Here is a 22,548-nt window from a genome sequence, read left to right on the forward strand (position 1 = left end):
GCCGTGTTCGGCTGGAAGGGAATTTGAGGCCTTGTAGGATGAAGCCTACAAAACGATTGGAAGTATTTACACGATCCGGCAAGCAGGCCGCCGACAAGCTCAGCAGGGAAGATTTTGTGAGTTTTAAAGCATGGAGGGGTGTTGGGTGGGTACCGTCATGGAAGCTCCCGGCTTCGATGACGGTACCCACCTACGAAAACGACAAAGACGGATTACTTCGCCAGCTCGGCCAGTACCGCCGTGTACATCTGCAGGTTCAGCAGCAACTGCTTGAGCGTAATGAACTCGTGCTCGGAGTGGCCGGTGTACACCTTGCCGGGCATTGCCGGGCCGAAGCTGACCGCGTTCGGGAACAGGCGCGAGTTGGTGCCGCCGCCGATGGCGATCGGCTTCGGGTCCTTGACGCCGGTGAAGTAGGAGAAGACATTCATCAGCACCGGAAGCTGCGGCACGTCCTTGCGCACCCAGGGCTCGCCCGTGCGCACCGAGATGTTCGCCAGCGGCAGGTTGCGGCCCTGCCATTGCGCCAGCGCCGCGTTGACCTCGTTGGTGATCTGCTCGACGCTCTTGCCCTGCGGACGGCGCAGGTTGATCGACACCTCGATGCCCTCGGGCTTCTGGCGGATCACGGTCGGCGCCACCGTCATCGGACCCATGAAGCCGTCGCGGTAGGCGATGTTGCCGAATTTTTCGCCGTACAGCCCGGTCCCGACCAGCTCGTTGAGATAGTTGACCACGCCGCCGGCCGTCGTGTTCGCCCACGGACGCACCGCCAGCGCATCGGCCAGCATGGCGACCGCGTTCACGCCGTCCTCGGGTTTCGACGAGTGCGCCGACACGCCGCGCGCACGGACCAGCAGGTCGCTGCCCTTCCACTCGAATTCGTAGCGCATGCCGTCCTGTTTCGCGCCGCGCGCGCGGATCTGCTTCTCGAGCTCGGGCGTCGCGCTGGCGACCGTGGCGCTGGCGTCTTCCGGGATCTGGCTGCCGAAGAAGCCTCCCGCAAAGGCGGCGATGTGCGGCTCGCCCGCCAGCGCCGCCTGCGCGCCCGCCTTCGGGATCGTCACCGCGATCGTGCCGGACGCCTTTTCCGCGACTACCGCCGGGTATTCGGCGTCGAGCGTGATGTTCATCTGCGGCGGCTCGTGGGTTTTCAGGAAGTCCACCAGCGGCTGCCAGTTCGATTCCTCGCCCATGTAGACGTACAGCTCGATGCGCTTGGACAGCCGCAGTTGCTGCTGCTGGTCCTTCAGCGCCTTCATCGCGTACAGCGCGGTGGCGATCGGGCCCTTGTCGTCCTCGGCGCCGCGCGCCATCAGCTTGCCCGGCTCGCTGGTCTGGTCGAGCACGAAGGGCGACTTCTTCCACTTGCTCGGGTCGACCGGCTGCACGTCGCCGTGGGTCACGATGCCGACCCGCTCGCTGCCCTGCCCCATGCCGACGATCACCACCCAGCCGTGGTCGGCGAAATCGAAACCAAGGCGCCCGGCTTCGGCTTTCAGGTAGTTCTTGAAGGCGATGTGCTGCGGGTCCTGGTCGGACGGTACATCAGGGTTGGCGACGGTGTTGAAGCTGACCAGCTTTCCGAGCGTGTCGACCACCTTCGTGCGGTAGGTCGTGACGGCGTACTTGGCCGCATTCACGGCGGCGGGGCTGGGTACGGCGGCGGCAGGCGCGGACGGCGCAGGCGCCTGGGCCGCGGCATGCACCGCACATGCCAGCAGCAGGCTGGCGAGGATCGTTTTTTTCATGTCTGCAGGGTCTCCATTGCAAATGCGCAACGAGTCTAGCACAGGGTCCGGCCGCACAAATCCACGCGCAATCCTTTATCGTAGCGACATCGAAGACAGCTCCCAAACAAAGGACAACCATGAGCATCAAGAGCGTGCGCCGGATACACCCGGCCCTGCGGGACGACATCGGCGACCTGATCACCCAGCGTCCGGTGCCGAGCAGGCACCTGGACCAGATCGATCCCTTCCTGTTCCTGAACCACCATGGCCCGCAAACCTATCCGCCGCATAACCGCGGCCTGCCCTTCGGGCCGCACCCGCACCGCGGCTTCGAAACCGTCACCTTCATCCTCGAGGGCATGCTGACGCACCAGGACAGTGCCGGCCACGAGAGCATCATCCGCGCCGGCGGCGTGCAGTGGATGACGGCCGGCAGCGGCCTGATTCACGCCGAGATCTCGCCGCGCGAATTCATGGAGCGTGGCGGCCCGCTCGAGATCCTGCAGCTGTGGGTCAACCTGCCGCCGCACCTGAAGATGACGAAGCCGGCCTACACCGGCCTGCAGCGCGACGACATCCCCACCATGCGCCTCGATGAAGGCCGGGTGAGTATGCACCTCGTGTCCGGCGAATTCGGCGGCAGCACGGGGCCGGTGCGCTCGCTGACGGACGTCTTCATGAGCACCGTGGAATTCCAGGCCGGCGGTCGCCTGCGCATGCCGGTACTGGCCCGCCGCAGCGTCTTCCTGTACGTGGTGCGCGGCGCGGTGCTGGCCGGCGTGGCCGAAGACCGCGTGGCCGCCTTCCACCTGGCCGAGATGGCGATGGAGGGCGACGAGCTGGACGTGGTGGCGCCGGAAGGCGCCCTGGTGCTGCTGGGGCATGCCGAGCCGATCGGCGCGCCGGTGGTGTCGCACGGGCCCTTCGTGATGAACTCGCGCGCCGAGATCGAGGAGGCCATCCGCGACTACCAGCTCGGGCGCTTCGGCGCGCCGATGTAGAGATCGAAAGAGTAGAGTAGCCGGACAGTCAACTTCCGCGAGACCCCGCATGCACGCCGTCCCCCTCGTCGCCACCACCCGTGGCTACCCCGACTCCGGCTACGTCGTCGAGAACGTCCACGCCGGTTCGATCGCCGTCGTCGACACCGAAGGCCGCCTGCTGGCCTGGGCCGGCGACCCGCAGTACCCGACCTTCACCCGTTCGGCGCTCAAGCCATTCCAGGCCCTGCCCTTCCTGCTGGCGGAAGGCGCGGCAAAATTCGGGCTGGCGCAGGAAGAACTGGCGCTGTTGTGCGCCAGCCATTCGGGCGAGGAAAAGCACCTGGCGGGCGTGCGCTCGATCCTCGGCAAGATCGGCCTGGACGCCGGCCGCCTCGAATGCGGCTGCGGCGTTCCCCTGCACTACGAGGCGAACGGCCTGCCGGTGCCCCAGGACCGCGAGTGGACGCCGCTGCACCACAACTGCTCGGGCAAGCACAGCGGCTTCCTGGCCTGGTGCCGCATGCACGACGTCCCCACTGCCGGCTATGTCGATCCCGGCCACCCGCTGCAGCGCGCGATCCGGGGTACGCTGGCCGACGCCGCCGGCCTGCCTGAAAACGCGCTGCCGATGGGACTCGACGGCTGCTCGGCGCCGAACTACGCGCTGCCGCTCGCAGGGCTTGCGCAGCTGTTCGCGCGCCTCGGCCAGGGAGCAGCCGACGCGCGCTACGGCAGCGCCTTCGGCCCCCTGTTCGACGCCATGACCGGCCGCCCGGACATGGTCTCCGGCACCGAGCGCAGCGACCTGGTGCTGATGACGGCCGGCCGCGGCGACTGGGTCGCCAAGATCGGCGCTGACGCCGTGCAGGCGATCGGCATCCGCTCGAAAGGCATCGGCATCGCCATCAAGATCGCCGACGGCAACAACCGCGGCCTGCACACGGTCACCTACAACGTGCTCGATCAATTGGGCCTGCTCGACGACGCCAGCCGCGCGGCGCTCGAACGCTTCCGCCGCCCGGAAATCCGCAACGCGCGCGGCACCCTCGCGGGCGACATCCGGTCGGTGTTCAGCTTGCAAATGGCGTGACACTCGTGTCCACGCGTAACGTTCGCGTCGTGCGACAGTCCCGCGTTGCGCTGCATTCCGCATTGCCATAGGTGTCCGGTGAACCCGTAATTGAGGCCATTGGCCCCGATCACTCTACGCCACCAGCCTCCTCAGCATCGCCGCCAGCGGCTCGAGCACCTCCCCATCCTGCCAGTACGAGTTATGCGACAGCGGATTCCAGCTCTTGAGCATCCATCCCACCGCGCCCTGCCCGGCATTGATCGTGCGGTCCTCGACCAGGGTTCGGTAGCCGTTCGACAGGGGCTGCAGCGGCCAGCCGAGCACGTCATCCGGGTCGTACAGGTTCAGCCAGCGAAACAGCGGCGTCGGCGGCGCGATCGGCTTGATGTGCATTTCCTTGTGGGCGGCGACGAAGATGGGGATGTTGCAGCCGGTCGTGACGAGGGCGCTGCAGGTGCCGCCGGCCAGGAAGTGCCGCTCGTGCGCGCTCAGCAGCCGTCCCAGCGCGGGGCGCGACCAGGCATCGATGTCGCGCCAGATGCCGGCGTCGACCCGCCCGCCGCCGAGCGCCTTCTGCGCATCGTAGATGTAGCTGGAGAGCACCTGGCAGCCGAGCGAATGGGCCAGGAACACAACCGGCATGTCGGGGTTGGCCGCATGGGCGGCCAGCAGGGCGCGCGCGATCTCGCCCTGCGCCAGTTCGTAGACGGAACCCGGGTCTTCCTTGCGGTTCTCGAGCCCGGCGGCGTCGGCAAAGCCGAACAGCATGAACTTGCGCAGCCCGGCGTAATGCACCTCGCTGCCGGCGTCGACGCGCTCCCACACGACTTGCTCGTTGCGCTGGAGGATGTGCTGGTAGTAGACCGAGTAAAAGGCGGCCCGTTCGCGCAGCGCGGGGCCGAGCCGGGTGCGCATCTGCCCGAACACGCCGGCCGCATAGTCGCGCGGCGTTTCGCCCATTCCGTGGACGGTGATCAATGCGACCTGGGGCATGGCGGCCTCCTCGTAAGGACTGGGCAAAAAGCGCGGGCAAGTGTGTCAGAACCGGCCTCATCAATGAAGCGGATTCCTACCTCCAGCTTACCACCACACAGCCGGGAACGGCAGCATGGCAGCGCTCGCGCCCCGCAGAGACATAGTCCTTTACGACGTTTGTTATAGGAACTATAATTTTCCCAAATTTAACTATCTTGTCGGTTCATTATGTTTACACGCCCGCTCCCATCGCCATGCTTGCCGCCCCGGCAAGCCGCCGCATGGGACGCGCGTGGCGGGCTCCCGTATCTGTTCCCACACCCGCTGGGACCGGCACCATGACCCCGCTGCTGTTTCCCGACTACGCGGAGGCGATCGGCGCGCTCGACCTGGCGTCGATCGCCGGGCCGGCCGCCATTCCCGAGCGCTTCCTGCTGGCGCGCGAGGGGCGTTTCACGATGCATTACATCCCCTTCGAGCACGTCAATCCGCAGGCGCGCATCGTCATCGTCGGGATCGCGCCCGGTTTCGTGCAATGGAAGATTGCGATGCAGGAGACCCAGCGCCAGCTCGCCAGCGGCGCACCGCAGGCCGAGGTGCTGCGCGCGGCGCGCCTGACGGGCGCCTTCAGCGGCGCCATCCGCCCGAACTTCGTCGCCCTGCTCAACGCCATCGGCATCCAGCGCTGGCTGGGCATCGACAGCTGCGCCACCCTGTTCGACCAGGATGCGCACCTGGTGCAGATCAGCGCCATCCTGCGCCACCCGGTATTCGTCGACGACCGCAACTACAGCGGCACGCCCGGCATGGCAAAGCTGCCTTTCCTGCGCGAGACGGTGCTGCGCTACTTTGCGCAGGAAGCGGCGCAGCTGCCGGACGCGCTCTACATCCCGATGGGCGGCAGCGTCGCCGAAGGACTGGACTGGCTGGCGCGCGAAGGCGTGATCCGGCGCGACCGCATCCTGCATGGCCTGCCCCACCCGTCGGGCGCGAATGCGGAGAGGGTTGCCTATTTCCTGGGTCGGAAGGAGCGTGCGGCGCTGTCCTCGCGCACCAATCCGCGGCAGATCGACGCGGCGCGCGCTACCCTGCTGGCGCAGATGGCTGCTCTCACTGAAGCTTGATAGCGGGGCCTCAGTTTTCGGCGCGGCTGCTCGCCACCGACTGCAGTATCCGCACCAACGCCGCCATGTCGACCGGCTTCACCAGGTGGTGCGCGAAGCCCGCTTCGCGCGCCCGTTCGCGGTCGCGTTCCCCGCCGTAGCCGGTTGCCGCGATCAGCACTGTATCGCGCGTCTCGTCCTGCCTGCGCAGGCGCTCCGCCAGCTGGTAGCCGTCCATGTCCGGCAGGCCGATGTCGACCACCATCGCGTCCGGCCGCTCGGTGCTCGCGCACCGCAGTGCCGCCGCCGCCGTGTACTCGACCAGCACCGTATGGCCTTGCGCACGCAGCAGCGTGGCCAGGCTGTCGGCCGCGTCCTCGTTGTCGTCGACGATGATGACGCGCAGCGGGCGGTAGGCCGCCGGTTCCAGGCTGTGCGGCAGTCCCGCTTGCCCGCCCTCCGTGCCGGCCGCGCCGCCAAGCGGCAGCTCGATCGTGAACACGCTGCCCAGGCCGACGCCGTCGCTGTGCGCGGCCACCGTGCCGCCATGCAGCTCGACCAGCTTCTTCACCAGCGCCAGGCCCAGCCCGAGGCCTCCCTGCGAACGCGCCAGCGTGCGCGCGCCCTGGGTGAAGAGCTCGAACACGCTCGGCAGCAGGTCGGGCGGCATGCCCAGGCCGTTGTCGCGCACCTGCACGCGCGCGCGTTCCTCGTGCACGTCGAGCGCCAGCCGGATGGTGCCGGCCGGCGGCGTGTACTTCGCCGCGTTGTTGAGGATGTTGGCGACCGCCTGGATCAGGCGCGTCGCATCGCCCTGCACCATGACCGGCTGCGGCGGCAGCTGCACGTCGATGCGGTGCGATTTTTCCTCGATCAGCGGGCGCGCCTGGTCGAGGGCGCTGCGCAGCACATCGGCGAGGTCGACCCGGCTCACTTGCAGCGTCACCAGCCCGCGCGTCACACGCGAGACGTCGAGCAGGTCGTCGATCAGGCGGCTCATGTGCTTGACCTGGCGGCTGATGATGGCGCCCGCCTGGCGGATGCGCGGCTCGTCGCGGAACTGGATCGACAGCAGGGCCGCCGAATTGCTGATCGGCGCGAGCGGGTTGCGCAGTTCGTGCGCCAGCATCGCCAGGAACTCGTCCTTCATGCGCGAGAGGCGCTCGGCCTCGACGCGGGCGGCGCGCTCGCTCTGCAGCAGCGCGTCGCGCTCGCGCGCCGACTTCTGCGCGATCTCGTACAGGTGGGCATTGTCCATCGCCACCGCCGCCTGGGCTGCGACGCCGGCCACGACGCGTTCGGTGCGCTCGGTGAACATCCCCGGCTCGGGGTGGCCGAAGAACAGGCCGCCCAGCACCGCGCCCGAGCGCGACACCACCGGCACCGCCAGGTAGCTGCGCACCGGCAGGTGGCCTTGCGGCATGCCGTGGTGCGGACCCGATCGCCCATAGCGCGGATCCTGCGTGATGTCGTCGCTGCGCACCGCGGTCTGTTCGTGCAGGGTCGGATTGAAGATGGCGGTCGGCCCCGGACTGTCGAAATGGGCAAAGGCCTCGAGCGGCGCGCCGGACAGGGTGTAGGGGCGGATGCGCTCCCCGCCCTCCCCTTGCCCGTTGTAGAAAAAGGCGCCGAACTGGGCGCCGCTGAGCTGGGTCGCGGCATCGGTGATGGCCTGCAGCAGGGTCTCGAGGTCGAGCGTGGACGCGAGCGCCTGGCCGGTGCGGTGCAGCACCTCGAGGATGCGCGATTCGTCGCGCAGGGTTTCCTCGACCCGCGCGCGGCGCACCGCTTCGCGCGTATGACGCGCCACATCCTCGGCCAGCGCCGCCTCGCGCGCGGTCCAGTCGCGCGCCTGCGCTTCGTGCAGGTAGAAGATCGCCGCCAGCCGCCCGCTTTCGATGATCGGCACCACGATCATCGCGCGCGCACCGATGCTGGCGTAGCCGTCCGCATAGGGCGCGGCCAGCGGATCGGCGGCGATGTCGTCGAGGCGCAGCACCAGGCCCGCGCGCAGGCGCTCGATCAGCGCCGGGCCGAAGGAGTCCAGCTGCCGGGTCTCGCCGGCCAGGCTGGCGACCGTGCCGTCGGTCCAGTCGCGCTCGACGGTGACGCGCTGGCCGGCGGCGTCGATCTCGCCGTAGCCGACGCGGCCCACGGCCAGGTGCTTGCCCAGCAGGGCGCTGGCCGCTTCCATGATCCCGAGCGGATCGAGCAGTTCGCGCAGGGTCGCGGCCAGCTGCAGGTGGAAGCGGTGCTGCTGTTCGGCCAGCACGCGCGCGGTGGTGTCGGTCAGGATGCAGCAGGCGGCGACGATGGCGCCGCCTTCGTGCACGGGCGAGGCCGACAGGGTCACGTAACGCCGGGTTTCGTGCCCGTCCTGCTGAACGTTGAAGCGCCGGTCCTCGAGCAGCGCCGCCTCCCCCTTCAAGGCTGCGACGACGAAAGGCGCCAGTTCGGACCAGGCGGTCACACCCACCTGCGCCAGCGGCTGTCCGAACGCGGCCGGATGGCAGTCGCCGAGCAGGGCGGCGCAGGCGTCGTTATAGACGATGCGCAGCTCGCGCCCCCAGGCCACGAACATCGGCAGGCGCGCCCCGAAGACCGAGTCGATGACGACGCGCAGCCCGTCGGACACGCCCTCCGGCAAGACGACAGCGGCGCGCGCGGCCGAACGCCGGCATTCGCTGCCGTCGGCAAAGGATGGGGCGCGCATCGGTTCAGTCATGCAGGATGGATCACGGGAGCCAGAGGGATATCCGGGCGATTATAGCCGCCGATCGGCCCTCGCGCAGCGCCTTGCACGCCGGCGCCGACAGGTCATGCGAGGCGGATGAAGGCCTCCTCCGACCTCATGCGCCCCGCATGAAAAGGGGCATCCAGGCCTTGCTAACGCCTGCTCACACGGCCTTCATGGCTCCACGGAGAAGCGAAAGCGCGATTCGGTCTCGTAGGTCTCGCCGGGACGTAGGATGGTGTTCGGGAAGCCCGGCTGGTTCGGCGAATCGGGGAAGTGCTGGGGCTCGAGGCAGAAGCCAGTGCGCCAGGCATAGGTGCGGCCCTTGCCCTGCAGCGAGCCGTCGAGGAAGTTCCCGCTGTAGAACTGCACGCCCGGCTCCTGCGTGAACAGTTCCAGCACCCGCCCGGAGGCGGGCTCGCGCACGCGCGCGGCGCGTGTCATGGTCTTTGGAGCCGGCTTGTTCAGTGCAAAGCAGTGGTCGTAGCCGCCGCCGCGCTCGAGCTGCTCGTCGGGCGCGCCGATCGCCTCGCCGATGGGGCGCGGGGAACGGAAATCGAAAGGCGTGCCTGCCACCGGCGCCAGGCTGCCGAGCGGGATCAGGTCGGCGTCGATCGCGACGAAGGCGTCGGCGTCGAGCAGCAGTTCGTGCCCGAGGATGTCGCCGATGTCGCTTCCGTTCGCGGACAGGTTGAAGTAACTGTGCTGGGTCAGGTTGACCGGCGTGGCGCGGTCGGTCGCGGCCGAAAAGCGCACCACGATTTCGTTGTCGTCGTTCAGGCTGTAGCGCACCGTGGCGTCGAGCGTGCCCGGATAGCCCTGCTCGCCGTCCGCGCTGCGGTAGGCCAGCACCAGTTCGCCCCCATCGATGCGCGCGTTCCACAGGACGCGGTCGAAACCGGGCGTCCCGCCGTGCAGGTGGTTCTTGCCGTTGTTGACCGGCAGTTCGTAATCCTGGCCGTCGAGCGTGAAACGCCCGCGCGCGATGCGGTTGCCGTAGCGGCCGATCAGGGCGCCGAAATACGGGCTGTCGCCGAGGTAGGGATCGACCGTGTCGAAGCCGAGCGCCACATCGGCGAACACGCCCTGGCGGTCGGGCACGTGGATTTCGGTGATGATGCCGCCGAGGTCCAGGATGCGCACCGTCATGCCGCTGCGGTTGACGAGCGTGAACACGCTGACGGCGCGGCCGTCGGGAAGCACGCCGAATGGCGCTTGCAGGATACCGGGTTGCACGTTGTCGAGTCCTTCCTTGTGTTGTATTGGGCGATGCGCCGATCCTAGCATGGGGGCCTTCCGGCGGCGCGCGCCCTTGCCCCAGGCCACACCTTGGCAAGCTCGCCCGCGCGGCGCGATCTGCTACAGTGGTGGAGACATTCATCATGCATATGCCGGATCGACTCATGCCCGCCCCCCGTACGCCCCCCGATGAAGCCGAACGGCTGCAGCTGCTCGAATCGCTGGCCCTGCTCGATACCGAAGCCGAAGAGGTATTCGACCGCATCACCCGCCTTGTCAGCCGCCTGCTGAAGGTGCCGATCGCCCTGTTCTCGCTGGTCGACAACCGGCGCCAGTATTTCAAGTCGCGCGTCGGCATGGACGAGCGCGAGCTGCCGCGCGAACACGCCTTCTGCGCCCACGCCATCGCGCAGGACCAGCCGCTGGTGGTGACCAATGCCGCCAGCGATCCGCGCTTCGCCGACAACCCGCTGGTGACCGGCCCGCCCGACATCCGCTTCTATGCCGGGGTGCCGATCCGCAGCAGGGGCGGCCTGGCGATCGGCACCCTGTGCGCGATCGGCCAGGAGGCGCGCGTGCTGACCGCCGACGAGCTGTGCATCCTGATCGACCTGGCCGACATCGTGCAGCAGGAAGTGCAGTACCGCGAACGGCTCGCCGTAGCCGGACGCCAGACCCTGCGTTCGGCGGCGGTGCTCGACGCCAGCGAGGCGCGCTTCCGCTCGATCTTCGACCTCGCCAGCATCGGCATCGCGCTGGTGGCGCCGGGGGGTGCCTGGATCAGCGTGAACGGCGCGCTGTGCGCGATCCTCGGCTATTCGCAGGAAGAACTGCAGCGCTTGTCCTTCCAGGACATCACCCACCCCGAGGACCTCGACAGCGACCTGCACCTGCTCGAGCGCCTGCGCCAGGGCGAGATCGATCAGTACCAGATGGAGAAGCGCTATATCCGCAAGGACGGCCGGGCGGTCTGGGTCAACCTGAACGTCAGCGCAAAGCGCAACGAGGCCGGCGAGATCGAGTACTACGTGTCGGTCGTGAAGGACATCCAGGCGCAGAAGGAGACCCAGGCCGACCTGGCCGCGGTGTACGCCGAACTGGAAGAGCGCGTGGCCGTGCGCACGCGCGAGCTGCACGAGCGCGAGCTCGAACTGCGCAGCGTGATCGAGAACGCCAACGATGCCTACATCGGCCTGGACCAGGACGGCCTCGTCACGGTCTGGAACCGCGCGGCGGAGCAGACCTTCGGCTATGCGGCGCCGGAGGCCATCGGCCGCCCGCTCGACGACCTGATCATCCCGCCCCACTTCGCCGACCGGCACCGCACCGGCCTGTCGCGCAACGTGGGCGGCGGGCCGTCGACGGTGCTCGGCAAGCGACTCGAACTGCCGGCCGTGCGCAAGGACGGCTCGACCCTGATGGTCGAAGTGCGCATCAACGCGCTGGAAATGCGCGGGCAGAAGGTGTTCAGCGCCTTCCTACACGACATCTCGGAGCGCAAGCAGGCCGAGGCCCTGCGCGAATACGAAAGCCGCCACGACATGCTCACCGGCCTCTTGAACCGGCGCGCCCTGCTCGAGACGCTGCCGCTGGCCCAGGCGCGTGCGGCGCGCACCGGGCGCAGCATGGCGCTGCTGTTCATCGACCTCGACGGCTTCAAGCTGGTGAACGACACCCACGGCCACGAGGCCGGCGACCGCCTGCTGTGCGAAGTGGCGGCGCGCCTGCGCGATGTGGTGCGCAAGACCGACAGCGTGTTCCGCCTCGCGGGCGACGAGTTCACGGTGTTGGTCGAGGGACTGGCCGATTGCGAGGACGACGCCCACATCGTCGCGCTCAAGGCGGTCGAGGCGCTGGGCCGGCCGTTCCAGGTCGACGGCGGCCTGGCGCAGGTCGGCGCCAGCGTCGGCATCGCCCGCTTCACCCCGGGCAGCCGCGCCAGCGTCGACGACCTGCTGCGCGAGGCCGACGGCCACATGTACGACGCCAAGCGCGCCGGCAAGGGGCAGGTGTTCCCGCGCAGAACGCAGACTTAACGCTTGCAGACTTAACGCTTGACCCGCGAAAACGCGTCGCCTTTCTTCCAGGTCGGCATCGTCGGTGCGTTCGCCACCGCATAGCCCAGGTTCAGCGTGAACTGGGCCTGCTGCACCATGCCCGACAGGTCCCAGTCGGGGCGGTATTCGTCGGTCACCTGGTGGTAGTCCTTCTTGTAGCCGACCATCTTCGCGCTGCCCTGCTGCTGGGCGTGCTCGAACTCGAAGTGGCCGTCGCCCGAGAACACGGCCGAGCCGACGTTAAACGCTGGCACGCCGGCCTTGGCGAAGTTGAAGTGGTCGGCGCGGAAGTAGGCGCCGGACAGGTCGGGGATGGTCGGCGCCAGTTTGAGGCCCATCTTCTTCGCCACCACGGCGGCGGTGTCGTACAGGCTGCTGCGCTCGGCGCCGGGCACGCCGATGTCGCGCGTGCGTCCCACGAAGTTCAGACTGTCGAGGTTCAGGTCGGCCGCGGTCTGGGCCAGCGGCACCACCGGGTTGGCGACATACGCGGCGCTGCCCAGCAGGCCCTGCTCTTCGGCGGCCGGCCACAGGAAGATCTGGGTGCGGCGCGCCGGCTTTTTCACCGCTTCGGCGGCCATCGCCAGCAGCGCGGCGGTGCCGGTGGCGTTGTCGATGGCGCCGTTGAAGACGTGGTCACGCCCGTCCGCGCCGACCAGGTTCGGGTCGACGCCGAAGTGGTCCCAGTGCGCCGAATACACGACCGCCTGGGCCTTCAGTTTCGGATCGGTGCCGGGCACGATGCCGACCACGTTGACGTCGTCGACCTTGCGCACCGTCGACTTCATGACGATGCGGGCGCTGGTCTTCAGGTCGACCGGGCGGAACTCGCGCTTCTCGGCGTCGGCGCGGAGTTTATCCAGGTCGAAACCGCTGGCCGCGAACAGCTCGCGCGCCGTGTCTTCGTGCAGCCAGCCTTCGACCGGATTACCGGCGCCGGCCAGGCGGAAGCGCTCGTGCGAGAAGCCGTTGGCCGGCACGTCCCAGGCATAGGAGGCCGATGGCGTCGTGTGGATCAGCAGCGCCCCGGCCGCGCCGCGGCGCACGGCTTCCTCGAATTTATACAGCCAGCGGCCGTACCAGGTGTAGGCCTTGCCGGCAAAGCGGTTCGGCTCGGCGCTGGTGGGCTGCGGGTCGTTGACCATCATGACGAGGATCTTGCCCTTCACGTCCTGGCCCTTGTAGTCGTCCCAGTTTTCCTCGGGCGCCGAGACGCCGTAGCCGACGAAGACCAGCGGGGCGTCGACCGTCAGCTCGGTCTTGCCGGTCGCGGTGCCGAACACGATGCCCTTGCCGAGGGCCGGAGAGATGCGCTTGCCGCCGGCGACGAATTCGGCGGTACTGCCAGGCAGCTGCTTGGTGCCCTGGATCGGCACCGGCTGGCGGTAGCCGCCGCCGGGGATGGGCTTCAGGCCGATGGCCGCGGCCTGGGTCTCCAGGTAGCGCACCGTGAGCGTGCCGCCGCGCTGGCCGGTGCCGCGTCCTTCGAGCAGGTCGTCGGCGAGAAAGGAGAGATGGGCGCGCAGCGCCGTTTCGGATACCGCGGGCGCCTCCTGGGCGGCGGCGGTAGGGGACAGGCTGAGGGCGGAGGCGGCGGTCAGGGCGACGGCCGCGAAGGTGGGACGAAGGCGCATCGGGGCTCCATGAGGTGTTGGTGCCATCATGTTACCGTAGGGTGGGCACCCTGTGCCCACGCGGAAGCTAGCGCAGTGTTAACTCGACAAGAGCATCTTGCCAAACGCGTTTTGCTACCATTTCCACGAGCGTCGACGTAGCGCATCGCCCGGTACGGAATGCGGCCAACACGACGCCAATGTCCGCGTGGGGTAATTCAGGCCGGGGGCCTGAATTACGAGCCGCCCACCCTACCGTCAGGCAGTGGTGCCCTGCCGATGCAGCATCGCATACTTCACCCCATAAAACAGGATGAACAGGTAGCACGCCGCCGGCACCAGGAAGGACGGCTGCAGGCCGGCGCCGTCGGCCACCGCGCCCTGGGCGAAGGGCACGATCGCGCCGCCGACGATGGCCATGCAGAGGATGCCCGAGCCCTGGCCGGTGAAGCGCCCGAGGCCGTGCAGCGCCATGCTGAAGATGGTCGGGAACATGATCGAGTTGCACAGGCCGACCAGGAGGATGGCCGTCATCGCCACCTTGCCTTCGCCGAAGATCGCCACCAGCAGCAGGACGATGGCGCCGGTCGCATTGAAGGCCAGGGTCTTGCCCGGGCTGACGTAGCGCATCACGGCAAAGCCGATGAAGCGCCCGACCAGCGCGCCGCCCCAGTACAGGCTGACGTACTGCGAGGCGGCCGCATGCGAGAGGCCGGCAATGTGCGGCTCGCCCAGGAAGTTGACCAGGAAGCTGCCGATGCTGACTTCGCCGCCCACATAGAGGAAGATGGCGACGGCGCCCAGCACCAGGTGGCGGTGGCTCCAGGCCGAGCCTTCGCCGCCCGTTGCGGCCGGGCCGTCCTCGTGCACTACCTTCGGCAGGCGCGCCAGCGCGAACAGCACGGCGAGGACCGCCAGCGCGGCGGCCAGCGCCAGGTAGGGTCCCTGCACGGCGGCCGCTTCCTGCGCACGGTGGGCTGCCTGTTCGGCGGCCGACATGGCCGCGATCTGGTCGGCGCCGACGGCCGCCGCCGACAGGATCAGCACGCCGCCCAGGGCCGGGCCGACCGTGGTGCCGAGCGCATTGAAAGCCTGGGTCAGCGTCAGCCGGCTGGATGCGGTGCTGGCCGGGCCGAGCACGGTCACGTAGGGATTGGCCGCCACCTGCAGGATCGTGATGCCGCTGGCGAGCACGAAGAAGGCAAACAGGAACAGCGCGTAGCCGCCCTGGGAAGCCGGGTAGAACAACGCGCAGCCGGCGGCCGCGATCACCAGCCCCGTCACCACGCCCTTCTGGTAGCCGATGCGGCGTATCAGCGCGCCGGCCGGCATCGAGACGATGAAGTAGGCGCCGAAGAAGCAGAACTGCACCAGCATCGCCTGCACATAGGTCAGCGTGTAGATCGATTTCAGGTGTGGGATCAGGATGTCGTTCAGCGAGGTCAGCAAGCCCCACATGAAGAACAGGATGGTGACGATGACGAGCGGGCCGACGTTCGACTTCGTTGCGCCGGGCGAGGCCAGCGTGGTGGGGCGTGCGGTGTGGTCCATGAACATTCCTAGGTGTTGATTGGCTGCGGCGCGGCGCCAGACCGGTAGTCCGGCAAAAAAACGACAACAGTGAGCTTCCTGTCAATACTGTTGTTTTGTTTCACCCACGGGGCATGTTACTCTTTTGCGCGCGCCCAAAACAGTAACACTACTACATAAAGAGAACATTATGCACTCATCCATGGGAACGACGGAGATCTTCCTGATCGCGATGCTGGTGATTTTCACCCTGCCCTACCTGATCTGGCGGGTCGGCAAGACCGACTATTGGGCGCCGCTGGTCGTGGTGCAGATCATCACCGGCGTGCTGCTGGGGCCGGGCATCCTGGGCCGCGCCTATCCCGAGTACTACAGCTTCGTGTTCAACCCGCAGGTGATGGGCGCGCTGAACGGCATCGCCTGGTGGGCGGTGATGCTCTTCGTGATGATTGCCGGGATCGAACTCGATCTGAAGAAGGCCTGGGAGCACCGCCGCGAAAGCACGATCACGGCCACGCTGGCTCTCGGCGTGCCGCTGGTGTTCGGCTGCGTGGCCGCCGCCGGCATGCTCGGCTACGCCGGCTGGAAGGGGGCGAACGCCCATGACTGGCAGTTCGTGCTGGGCGTGGGCATGGCCTGCGCCGTGACGGCGCTGCCGATCCTGATCCTGCTGATGGAAAAACTGGAGATCCTGCGCGAGCCGATCGGCCAGCGCGTGCTGCGCTACGCCAGCCTGGACGACATCGCGATTTGGGGCGTGCTGGCGCTGATCCTGCTCGACTGGGAGCGCGTCGGGCGCCAGCTCGGCTTCATCCTGGTGTTCTCCGTCGCGGCCTTCGCTTTCCGCCGCCTGATGGTCTGGCTCGAAGAGCGCGACCGCTGGTTCGCCGCGCCGGTCTGGCTGGCCGCCTGCGCGCTGGCCGCCGACTGGGCCGGGCTGCACTACATGGTCGGCGCCTTCCTCTCCGGCGCGGTGATGGATGCGCACTGGTTCGACCAGAAAAAACTCGACCTGCTGCGCCAGCACGTGCTGCTGACCATGATGCCGGTCTACTTCCTGAGCACGGGATTGCGCACCGACTGGGACGTCGGCGGCACGGCGGTGTTCGCGGCGGCGGCGGTGCTGCTGGTGGCTTCGGTGGCGGGCAAGCTGGCCGGCACCCACCTCGCCGGGCGCATCCTCGGCTGGGGTAAGGGAGAAGCGTCGATCATCGGCTGGCTGCTGCAGACCAAGGCCCTGATCATGATCATCTTCGTCAACATCCTGCTCGACAAGGGCATCGTCACCAACGAAACCTTCACCGCCCTGCTCCTGATGGCGATTGCCAGCACCATGCTGACGGTGCCGGTGGTCTACCCGAAACTGCGGCGCGTGGCGGCGCTGGTGTTCAAGGCGAGCTGACAGGCTCCGGGTCGGCGGATTCGTCCAGCAGGCCGGCCTGCCCGACCGCGCGCGTGAGCGCGGCGAAACAATCGGCGTCGAGCGCGGTGCCGACCGTCTTTTCCATCATGTCCAGCGCCTGCGCCACCGGAATCGCGCCGCGATAAGGGCGCTCGGCGGTGATGGCGTCGAAGATGTCGGCGGTGGTGATGATGCGCGTCTCGATGTCGATCTGCTCGCCCGTCAAGCCGCGCGGATAGCCGCCGCCGTCGAGCCGTTCGTGGTGGGCGCCGGCGATGCGGCCCAGTTCCGCGAAGGCGGCGATGCGGCCGAGAATGGTTTCGGTGTATTCGGCGTGGCGGCGCACGGCGGCCCACTCGTCGCGGTCGAGCTTGCCGGCCTTGTCGAGCACGCTGTTGCTGACGCCCAGCTTGCCGACGTCATGCAGCAGCGCGCCGCGCTTGAGCCAGCGGCGCCGCTCGGCCGGCAGGCCCAGGGCTTCGGCGATCATGTCGGTGTAGAGCGCCACCCGGCTGCTGTGGCCACTGGTAAAGGGGCTTTTCGAGTCGACCACCTGGCCGAAGGCGGCGGCAATGTCGTCGAGGTAATCGTCGTCGAGCGGGATAGTGTGCTCGGCCGGCTCCATGGCGAAGACGGTCTTGTCGAGGCCGGGCGAGGCCAGCGTCTCCCAGAATCCCTCATGCGCGGCCACGCGCTCGAGCGCCGCGACCAGGCGCGGATCGAACCAGCTGCCGGCGCGGCGGCGCGCCTCGCCCAGCGCCGCGGCCGGTCCGCCTTCGGCGTAGAACACATCCACCACCTGGGCCAGCAGGGCAATGCGCGAATACACGGGAATCGCCTCCCCGGCCAGCTGCGCCGGCTTGCCCTTGCCGTTGAAATGCTCGTCGAGGCTGTAGATGCCGCGCGATACCGCCTCGGGAAAACGCAGCAGGCGCGCGATGTCGGCGCCGCGCTGGCAGCGGGTGGCGATCAGCTCCTGGGCAATGGCCGGGCCGTCGCGCAGGATCGTCATCACGCTGCGGAAGCGCTCGGCCAGGCCGGCCTTCAGGCCCGTATGCTTGAGCACGAAACCGAGCACCTGCGGCAGGCTGTCGCCGACGGTCTTGAAGCCGCGCTTGAAACCGAGGTCGTCGGTCATGTACAGCTCGCAGATGCGCGCGGCATTGCTGCTGCAGCCGAGGTCCTTGAGCAGCAGGGTGTAGTACAGCTCCCAGAGCTGGGTCGGGTTCATGCCGGCGTCGCGGCCGATGTGCATGCCGATCCAGCAGACGCGCACGCAATGCCCGGCGGGCTGGCCTTCGGTGAGGTCGAGCGCGTAGCTGAGCGCGCCGATCAGTTCCGACAGTTTCAGTTCCGTGGGGTGCGTGGCTGTTGCCGGGTAAGGGAATCGGTCCATGGCTCGCGATGTTGCCTAAATGAAAGAATCATTGTACGCCGCAATCTGCCCCAGTGCGCATGGGCCGGCCGGTTTGTCGTCAGGCCGCCACGGCGCCCCGCCGGGGCTGGGCGTGCAGCCTGACCGACCAGGTCACGCCGGCCACCAGCAGGCCGATGGCCATTAGCTCGAGCGGCCGCGGCGGCGTGCCGCGGTAGACGAAGCCGTACAACATCGCCGCCACCGTCTCGAACAGGATCAGCTGGCCGGTCAGCGTCACCGGCAGGCGGCGGCTGGCGATGTTCCACAAGCCGTTGCCGACGACCGAGGCGCCCAGCGCCAGCAGTCCGTTATAGAACCAGAACAGCATCCAGTCGCGTTCGACCGGCGGCCCCGCCTCGCCCCCGCCCGTCATCAGCATCGACGCCAGGCCGATCGGCAAGGCAATCAGGCCGCTCGCCAGGCCGTAGAGCGACGACCATTCGCCGCCGCTGAACTGCGGATTGGCCTTCAGGTAGCGCGCGTTGTCGAGCGCGTACCAGGTCCAGCACAGCAAGGCGCCCGCCGCGCAAGTTACGCCCAGCAGGATGACCGGCCAGCCCGCGCCGCTGGCCTGCGCATGCGCCAGCGCGTCGACGTTGATGCAGCCGATCGCCACCGCGACGACCAGCAGCGGCAGCGCCAGGCGGCGCAGCGGCACGGCGCCCTGGTCGCGGCGGCCCAGCAGGGTCACCGCCACCGGCACCAGGCCGATGATGAGCGAGGTCGGCGCTACGCCGGCCAGTTTGACGCCCAGCGCCAGCAGCATGTAGTAGACGAGGTTGCCGCTCAGGGCCTGGCGCAGCAGTGCCAGATAATCGCGCGCCACCAGGCGGCGCAGCAGGCGCCGCAGCCGGGGCAGCACCAGGCCGAGCGCGATGGCGCCGTAAGCCGTGTAGCGCCCGACCGCCAGCTCGACCGGGGAAAACCCGGGCAGCAATTCGGGGACGATGAACACCATGCCCCACAACGCGCCGGCCAGCACGCCACACAACACTCCAGTCAACAAACGCAATCCTCGGCAAACGATCCGTCGCGGCGCCAGTGGGCGCCTGCAAAAGGGCTATTGTGCCAGAAGCAGGGCAGCCACTGCTCATGCTTCCGCGTGGGCACGGAGCGCCCACCCTACGCCCGGGATGACGTCAATGGAATGCCCAGAAAAACGGAGGCGCCGGGGCTACCGGTCGATGGGACCGGCGCGGCGGCGCCATTTTCACGGTAGAGGAGCGACCTCTCCGCTTGCTACATACCCGCAGCTGTCATGCAGCACCTCGGGTCGGTACGACAAGGAATGATCACTTGTCGTTCTTGTGGCTCTGCGAGCCGGCTTTTGCGTGCTGCTCCGGCGAACCGCCGCGGGTGCTCTGGTTGCCACCCTGGTTACCGCTACCCTGGTTGCCGCCCTGGCCGCCGCTTTGCCTGCTGCCGCCACCGCTGCTCTGGTTGTTGCCGTCGTTCTTGTGGCTCATCGAGCCGGCACGGCGTGCTTCTTCCGACGTGAACTCGTGGGCATTGCCCGATGCGTGCGCCGCACGGCCACCTTCGCTGGCGATTTCGCGCTGGCGCTGTGGATCCATCGATGCGAAACCGCGGTTGCTGGTGTCGCCGCTCTGCTTGCTGCCCTGGTTGCCGCCACCACCACCTTGATTGCCCTGGTTTCCGCCTCGGTTGTTTCCACCTTGGTTGTTAGCTGCCATAGTTACCTCCTGTTATCAAGTGAAGTGCTCGCCTGTTACTGGCTGAGACAGGTACATCGTAGTCAGCGCTGGCCTGCCTGACCACCATGTGCATGCCGTGGAGCCGTAGGACTACGCCTTACCCAGACGTCAGTTGGGGCCGCCATTTCGGCTGCAACCTTTGCCTGGTAAAACTTCTCTTGTGCAAGATCTAACTGGGTGTCACGTTTGCCGGCCAGGCGCGCGAACCACTCTGTCTCCGTTCCGGTCTGGCGCGCTGGAGGCGGGTGGCAATGTCGCGCAGCAGTCTCGCCAGGTCTTCGCTGTCGACCGGCTTCACAAAGTGGAAGTCGAAGCCGGCCTGGCTGGACGCCGTGCGGTCTTCGACGCGGCCATAGCCGGTGACGGCGATCAGCACCGCGCCGGCGGTGGCCGGATTGGCGCGCAGGCACTGCGCCAGCGCCAGGCCGTCGATCTCCGGCAGGCCGATATCGAGCAGGTAGACGTCGGCCGGATCGCTCGCGGAAGCGATCAGCGCCGCCTGCGAGGCGTGTTCGGTACGCACCCGGTAGCCGCAGGCTTCGATCATCATCGCCAGCATCTGGGCGGCGTCGACGTTGTCGTCGACCACCATAACGCTCAGCGGTCCGCCGGCGCCCGCCAGCGGCTCCCGGGCGGGAGCCGGCGGCAGCGCTTCGCTGCTGTCGGCCAGCGGAATCGACATCGTGAAGCGGCTGCCCTGCCCCGGCCCGCCGCTCTCGACGCGGATCGATCCCCCGTGCAGGTCGACCAGCCGCTTGACCACGGCCAGGCCGATGCCGAGCCCGCCCTGGGTACGGTCGGCGCCGCGCTCGGCCTGGGCGAACAGCTCGAAGGCGCGCCCGATCAATTCCTCGCTCATGCCGATGCCGTTGTCGCTCACGCTCACCTGGGCGGAGGCGCCATCGATGCGGCTGTCGACCTCGATGCGCCCGCCGGGCGGCGTGTATTTCACGGCGTTATTCAGGAGGTTGGCCAGCACCTGGATCAGGCGCTTGGCGTCGCCCGACACCACCAGCGGCTGCGCCTGCGGGCGCACGTCAAGAAAGTGACGCCGCGCCTGCAGCAGCGGCGTCACCTGCTCGACGGCCTGGGCCAATACCGTGCGCAGGTCGACCCGCTGGCGGTCGATCACGACCAGGCCGCGCGTGACGCGCGAGACGTCGAGCAGGTCGTCGACCAGGCTGGTCAGGTGCTTCACCTGGCGCAGGATCACCGCGCCGGTGCGTTTTACCCGCTCGACGTCGACGCTCGCATGGCCCAGCAGTTCGGCCGCGACCATGATCGGCGCCAGCGGGTTGCGGAGCTCGTGCGCCAGCATGGCCAGGAACTCGTCCTTGCGTCGGCCGGCTTCGCGCAGCGCTTCCTCGGCCTTCAGGCGCTCGCTCATGTCGAGCAGCACCACCACGGCCGCCAGCACGGTGCCCTCGCGGTCGCGGATCGGCGCGGCCGAACACACGACCACGCGGCGATGGGGCGGCTCGTCGAAGGTTTCGATTTCGATCAGCCGGTGCGACTGCGTGACACCCTGCAGCGCCTGCGCCAGCGGCCAGTCGCCAGGCGCGACCGGTTGCCCGTGACGCTCGGAACCGTCGGCCCACCAGCCGCGCCACTCGGAAAAGTCCAGCGGCACGTCCCGCGGCAAGGCGCTGCGGCGCCACAGGGCTTCGTGGGCAGCGTTCGTTTCGAGCACTTCGCCATTGCTGGACACCATCGTGATGCCGACCGGCGCGGCCTCGAGCACGGCTTTCAGGCGCATGCGCCCGGCTTCGGCCTGCGCAGCCGCGTCGAGCGCTTCGCGCTGGCTCAGGCGCAGCGCTTCCTCGGCCTGCTTCTGCTCGGTGACCTCCGTGGTGACGTGATAGATGCAGCGCAGCTCGCCCTGCTGGTCGAAGACCGGGGTGTTGACGGCATTCCAGAAGCGTTCGACAAAGACTTCGGCACCGTCCGCGCCGATCGAGCGCACCGGGTAGCGCTGCGTCTCCATCGCCTGCGCCTCGCCGGTCTCGATGACGCGCGCCAGCGACCTGCCGAGCGCCGTGACGCCGGTATCGTCCTGGTCGTTCGGATCGGCGGGAAAGGCGGCGAACAGGCGCATGCCCACGATCTGCTCGCGGGTGTGGGCAACGTTGCGCAGGAAGGCGTCGTTGACGTCGAGGATCACCGGGTCGTCGCTGGGCGAGAGGATGCAGGCGCCGACCGGCGAACTGGCGAAAATCGGTTGGTAGAGAGACGGGTCCAGCATGCGGGGCTTTCGGGATGGGCAGACTAGTTGCCTAGGCTAGCCCACCCCACCCGCCCCGCCCGTGCGGTGCTTAACGAAATGACACAAATGGCTATTCCGGCGGGGTAAATACACCCCGCCGGAGAGTCGATCAGGCGTCGGCTCAGCCTTTCCGGCGGCGGCGCGCGGCCATGAAACCGGCCATGCACAGGGTCGGCAGCATCAGGGCCAGCGTCGACGGCTCGGGCACGTTGGCGGTGATGACGAAGGTGTCGCCCGCGTTCAGGCCGCGCGTGTCGAGGAACCAGTTGGCGCTGCCCTCGATGTCGAGCGGATTGCCGAAATGGAATTCCGCCCACTCGGGGCTGGCGAAGGCGATGCCGGCGTAGGAAGCGCCGTGCTCGACCTCCCCCAGCGTGCCGAAGGTCGGCGTGACGCTGCCGGGCGCGGCGAACGAGATGCCCTTCAGGCGGAACTGAAACTGGTTCAACGCGGTGCCGCTCAGGTTGCGGACGATGGCGTTCAGGCTCAGGGGCCCGAGCAGGTCGTCTTCTTCGAGCGAGAAACGCAGCGTGGCGGCGTTGAAGTTTTCCAGGTCGAGGTCGAAGGAGACGGCGCCCGGCGTGCTGTAGTCGGTGATCGTGTTGGCCGGCGAGCCGCCGGTGGTGAGGAGGACGGCGGCGTTGGCGGAACCGGCGCAGGCCAGCGCCAGCGTGGTGGCGCAGGCAGCGGCGAAGTGTTTGATGGTCATGGT

16 protein-coding genes are annotated in these 22,548 nt (G+C 68.1%); 5 read left to right on the forward strand and 11 right to left on the reverse strand.

What is annotated here, in order from left to right; all coding sequences use genetic code 11:
* Window positions 1–212 precede the first annotated feature (212 nt).
* Entirely contained in the window at window positions 213–1,751 is a 1,539-nt protein-coding gene (locus ACWCIA_RS17775; protein WP_454165377.1) for a dipeptidase, read from the reverse strand.
* A 119-nt stretch (window positions 1,752–1,870) separates the two neighbouring features.
* On the opposite strand from ACWCIA_RS17775, the gene ACWCIA_RS17780 reads away from it, so the two are divergent.
* Both ACWCIA_RS17780 and ACWCIA_RS17785 read left to right on the forward strand, forming a co-directional pair.
* The gene (locus ACWCIA_RS17780) at window positions 1,871–2,734 is read left to right on the forward strand and encodes a pirin family protein (RefSeq protein WP_454165379.1); all 864 of its coding nucleotides are present in this window, start codon (window positions 1,871–1,873) and stop codon (window positions 2,732–2,734) included.
* A gap of 49 nt (window positions 2,735–2,783) precedes the next feature.
* Window positions 2,784–3,806 (forward strand): asparaginase, encoded by a 1,023-nt coding sequence (locus ACWCIA_RS17785; protein ID WP_454165381.1) that lies wholly within the window; start codon window positions 2,784–2,786, stop codon window positions 3,804–3,806.
* Between the two features lie 114 nt (window positions 3,807–3,920).
* On the opposite strand, the gene ACWCIA_RS17790 is transcribed toward ACWCIA_RS17785, so the two are convergent.
* On the reverse strand, window positions 3,921–4,781 hold the full coding sequence (locus ACWCIA_RS17790; RefSeq protein ID WP_454165383.1) for a hypothetical protein: 861 nt from the start codon (window positions 4,779–4,781) through the stop codon (window positions 3,921–3,923).
* 320 nt (window positions 4,782–5,101) lie between these two features.
* Here ACWCIA_RS17790 and ACWCIA_RS17795 point away from each other — a divergent pair, with 320 nt between their 5' ends.
* Window positions 5,102–5,887 (forward strand): hypothetical protein, encoded by a 786-nt coding sequence (locus ACWCIA_RS17795; protein ID WP_454165385.1) that lies wholly within the window; start codon window positions 5,102–5,104, stop codon window positions 5,885–5,887.
* 10 nt (window positions 5,888–5,897) lie between these two features.
* Here ACWCIA_RS17795 and ACWCIA_RS17800 read toward each other — a convergent pair whose 3' ends face one another.
* Entirely contained in the window at window positions 5,898–8,591 is a 2,694-nt protein-coding gene (locus ACWCIA_RS17800; protein ID WP_454165387.1) for an ATP-binding protein, read from the reverse strand.
* A 183-nt stretch (window positions 8,592–8,774) separates the two neighbouring features.
* Window positions 8,775–9,836 carry an aldose epimerase family protein gene (locus ACWCIA_RS17805; RefSeq protein WP_454165389.1) on the reverse strand — a complete coding sequence of 354 codons (1,062 nt, stop codon included), beginning with the start codon at window positions 9,834–9,836 and terminating at the stop codon, window positions 8,775–8,777.
* 167 nt (window positions 9,837–10,003) lie between these two features.
* Between ACWCIA_RS17805 and ACWCIA_RS17810 the strand changes: the two genes are divergently transcribed.
* Entirely contained in the window at window positions 10,004–11,875 is a 1,872-nt protein-coding gene (locus ACWCIA_RS17810) for a PAS domain S-box protein (RefSeq protein WP_454165391.1), read from the forward strand.
* An 11-nt stretch (window positions 11,876–11,886) separates the two neighbouring features.
* Here the strand turns inward: ACWCIA_RS17810 and ACWCIA_RS17815 are convergent, their stop codons facing one another.
* Both ACWCIA_RS17815 and ACWCIA_RS17820 read right to left on the reverse strand, forming a co-directional pair.
* The gene (locus tag ACWCIA_RS17815) at window positions 11,887–13,530 is read right to left on the reverse strand and encodes a M28 family peptidase (protein WP_454165393.1); all 1,644 of its coding nucleotides are present in this window, start codon (window positions 13,528–13,530) and stop codon (window positions 11,887–11,889) included.
* Between the two features lie 237 nt (window positions 13,531–13,767).
* Window positions 13,768–15,060 carry a sugar MFS transporter gene (locus tag ACWCIA_RS17820; protein WP_454165395.1) on the reverse strand — a complete coding sequence of 431 codons (1,293 nt, stop codon included), beginning with the start codon at window positions 15,058–15,060 and terminating at the stop codon, window positions 13,768–13,770.
* 169 nt (window positions 15,061–15,229) lie between these two features.
* On the opposite strand from ACWCIA_RS17820, the gene ACWCIA_RS17825 reads away from it, so the two are divergent.
* Window positions 15,230–16,441 (forward strand): cation:proton antiporter, encoded by a 1,212-nt coding sequence (locus tag ACWCIA_RS17825; protein WP_454165397.1) that lies wholly within the window; start codon window positions 15,230–15,232, stop codon window positions 16,439–16,441.
* On the opposite strand, the gene ACWCIA_RS17830 is transcribed toward ACWCIA_RS17825, so the two are convergent.
* The 5 genes from ACWCIA_RS17830 to ACWCIA_RS17850 form a co-directional block, all read right to left on the reverse strand.
* Window positions 16,428–17,837: an HD-GYP domain-containing protein gene (locus ACWCIA_RS17830; protein ID WP_454165399.1), complete on the reverse strand. Its 1,410-nt coding sequence runs from the start codon at window positions 17,835–17,837 to the stop codon at window positions 16,428–16,430. The genes ACWCIA_RS17825 and ACWCIA_RS17830 overlap by 14 nt on opposite strands.
* Window positions 17,838–17,916: 79 nt before the next feature.
* Complete coding sequence (locus ACWCIA_RS17835; RefSeq protein ID WP_454165401.1) at window positions 17,917–18,864, reverse strand: DMT family transporter; 948 nt, start codon at window positions 18,862–18,864, stop codon at window positions 17,917–17,919.
* 286 nt (window positions 18,865–19,150) lie between these two features.
* Window positions 19,151–19,552, reverse strand: coding sequence for a KGG domain-containing protein (locus tag ACWCIA_RS17840; RefSeq protein WP_454165403.1), 402 nt, complete (start codon window positions 19,550–19,552; stop codon window positions 19,151–19,153).
* 190 nt (window positions 19,553–19,742) lie between these two features.
* On the reverse strand, window positions 19,743–21,815 hold the full coding sequence (locus tag ACWCIA_RS17845; RefSeq protein WP_454165405.1) for a hybrid sensor histidine kinase/response regulator: 2,073 nt from the start codon (window positions 21,813–21,815) through the stop codon (window positions 19,743–19,745).
* A gap of 142 nt (window positions 21,816–21,957) precedes the next feature.
* The gene (locus ACWCIA_RS17850; protein ID WP_454165407.1) at window positions 21,958–22,545 is read right to left on the reverse strand and encodes a PEP-CTERM sorting domain-containing protein; all 588 of its coding nucleotides are present in this window, start codon (window positions 22,543–22,545) and stop codon (window positions 21,958–21,960) included.
* Window positions 22,546–22,548: the final 3 nt, after the last annotated feature.

This window comes from Massilia sp. SYSU DXS3249 (assembly GCF_053668055.1).

Coding starts and splice junctions, on each gene's coding strand:
- ACWCIA_RS17795 (WP_454165385.1), top strand. CDS start 5,102: ATGACCCCGCTGCTGTTTCCCGACTACGCGGAGGCGATCGGCGCGCTC.
- ACWCIA_RS17840 (WP_454165403.1), bottom strand. CDS start 19,552: ATGGCAGCTAACAACCAAGGTGGAAACAACCGAGGCGGAAACCAGGGC.
- ACWCIA_RS17810 (WP_454165391.1), top strand. CDS start 10,004: ATGCCCGCCCCCCGTACGCCCCCCGATGAAGCCGAACGGCTGCAGCTG.
- ACWCIA_RS17790 (WP_454165383.1), bottom strand. CDS start 4,781: ATGCCCCAGGTCGCATTGATCACCGTCCACGGAATGGGCGAAACGCCG.
- ACWCIA_RS17780 (WP_454165379.1), top strand. CDS start 1,871: ATGAGCATCAAGAGCGTGCGCCGGATACACCCGGCCCTGCGGGACGAC.
- ACWCIA_RS17850 (WP_454165407.1), bottom strand. CDS start 22,545: ATGACCATCAAACACTTCGCCGCTGCCTGCGCCACCACGCTGGCGCTG.
- ACWCIA_RS17800 (WP_454165387.1), bottom strand. CDS start 8,591: ATGACTGAACCGATGCGCGCCCCATCCTTTGCCGACGGCAGCGAATGC.
- ACWCIA_RS17775 (WP_454165377.1), bottom strand. CDS start 1,751: ATGAAAAAAACGATCCTCGCCAGCCTGCTGCTGGCATGTGCGGTGCAT.
- ACWCIA_RS17845 (WP_454165405.1), bottom strand. CDS start 21,815: ATGCTGGACCCGTCTCTCTACCAACCGATTTTCGCCAGTTCGCCGGTC.
- ACWCIA_RS17785 (WP_454165381.1), top strand. CDS start 2,784: ATGCACGCCGTCCCCCTCGTCGCCACCACCCGTGGCTACCCCGACTCC.
- ACWCIA_RS17830 (WP_454165399.1), bottom strand. CDS start 17,837: ATGGACCGATTCCCTTACCCGGCAACAGCCACGCACCCCACGGAACTG.
- ACWCIA_RS17825 (WP_454165397.1), top strand. CDS start 15,230: ATGCACTCATCCATGGGAACGACGGAGATCTTCCTGATCGCGATGCTG.
- ACWCIA_RS17820 (WP_454165395.1), bottom strand. CDS start 15,060: ATGGACCACACCGCACGCCCCACCACGCTGGCCTCGCCCGGCGCAACG.
- ACWCIA_RS17815 (WP_454165393.1), bottom strand. CDS start 13,530: ATGCGCCTTCGTCCCACCTTCGCGGCCGTCGCCCTGACCGCCGCCTCC.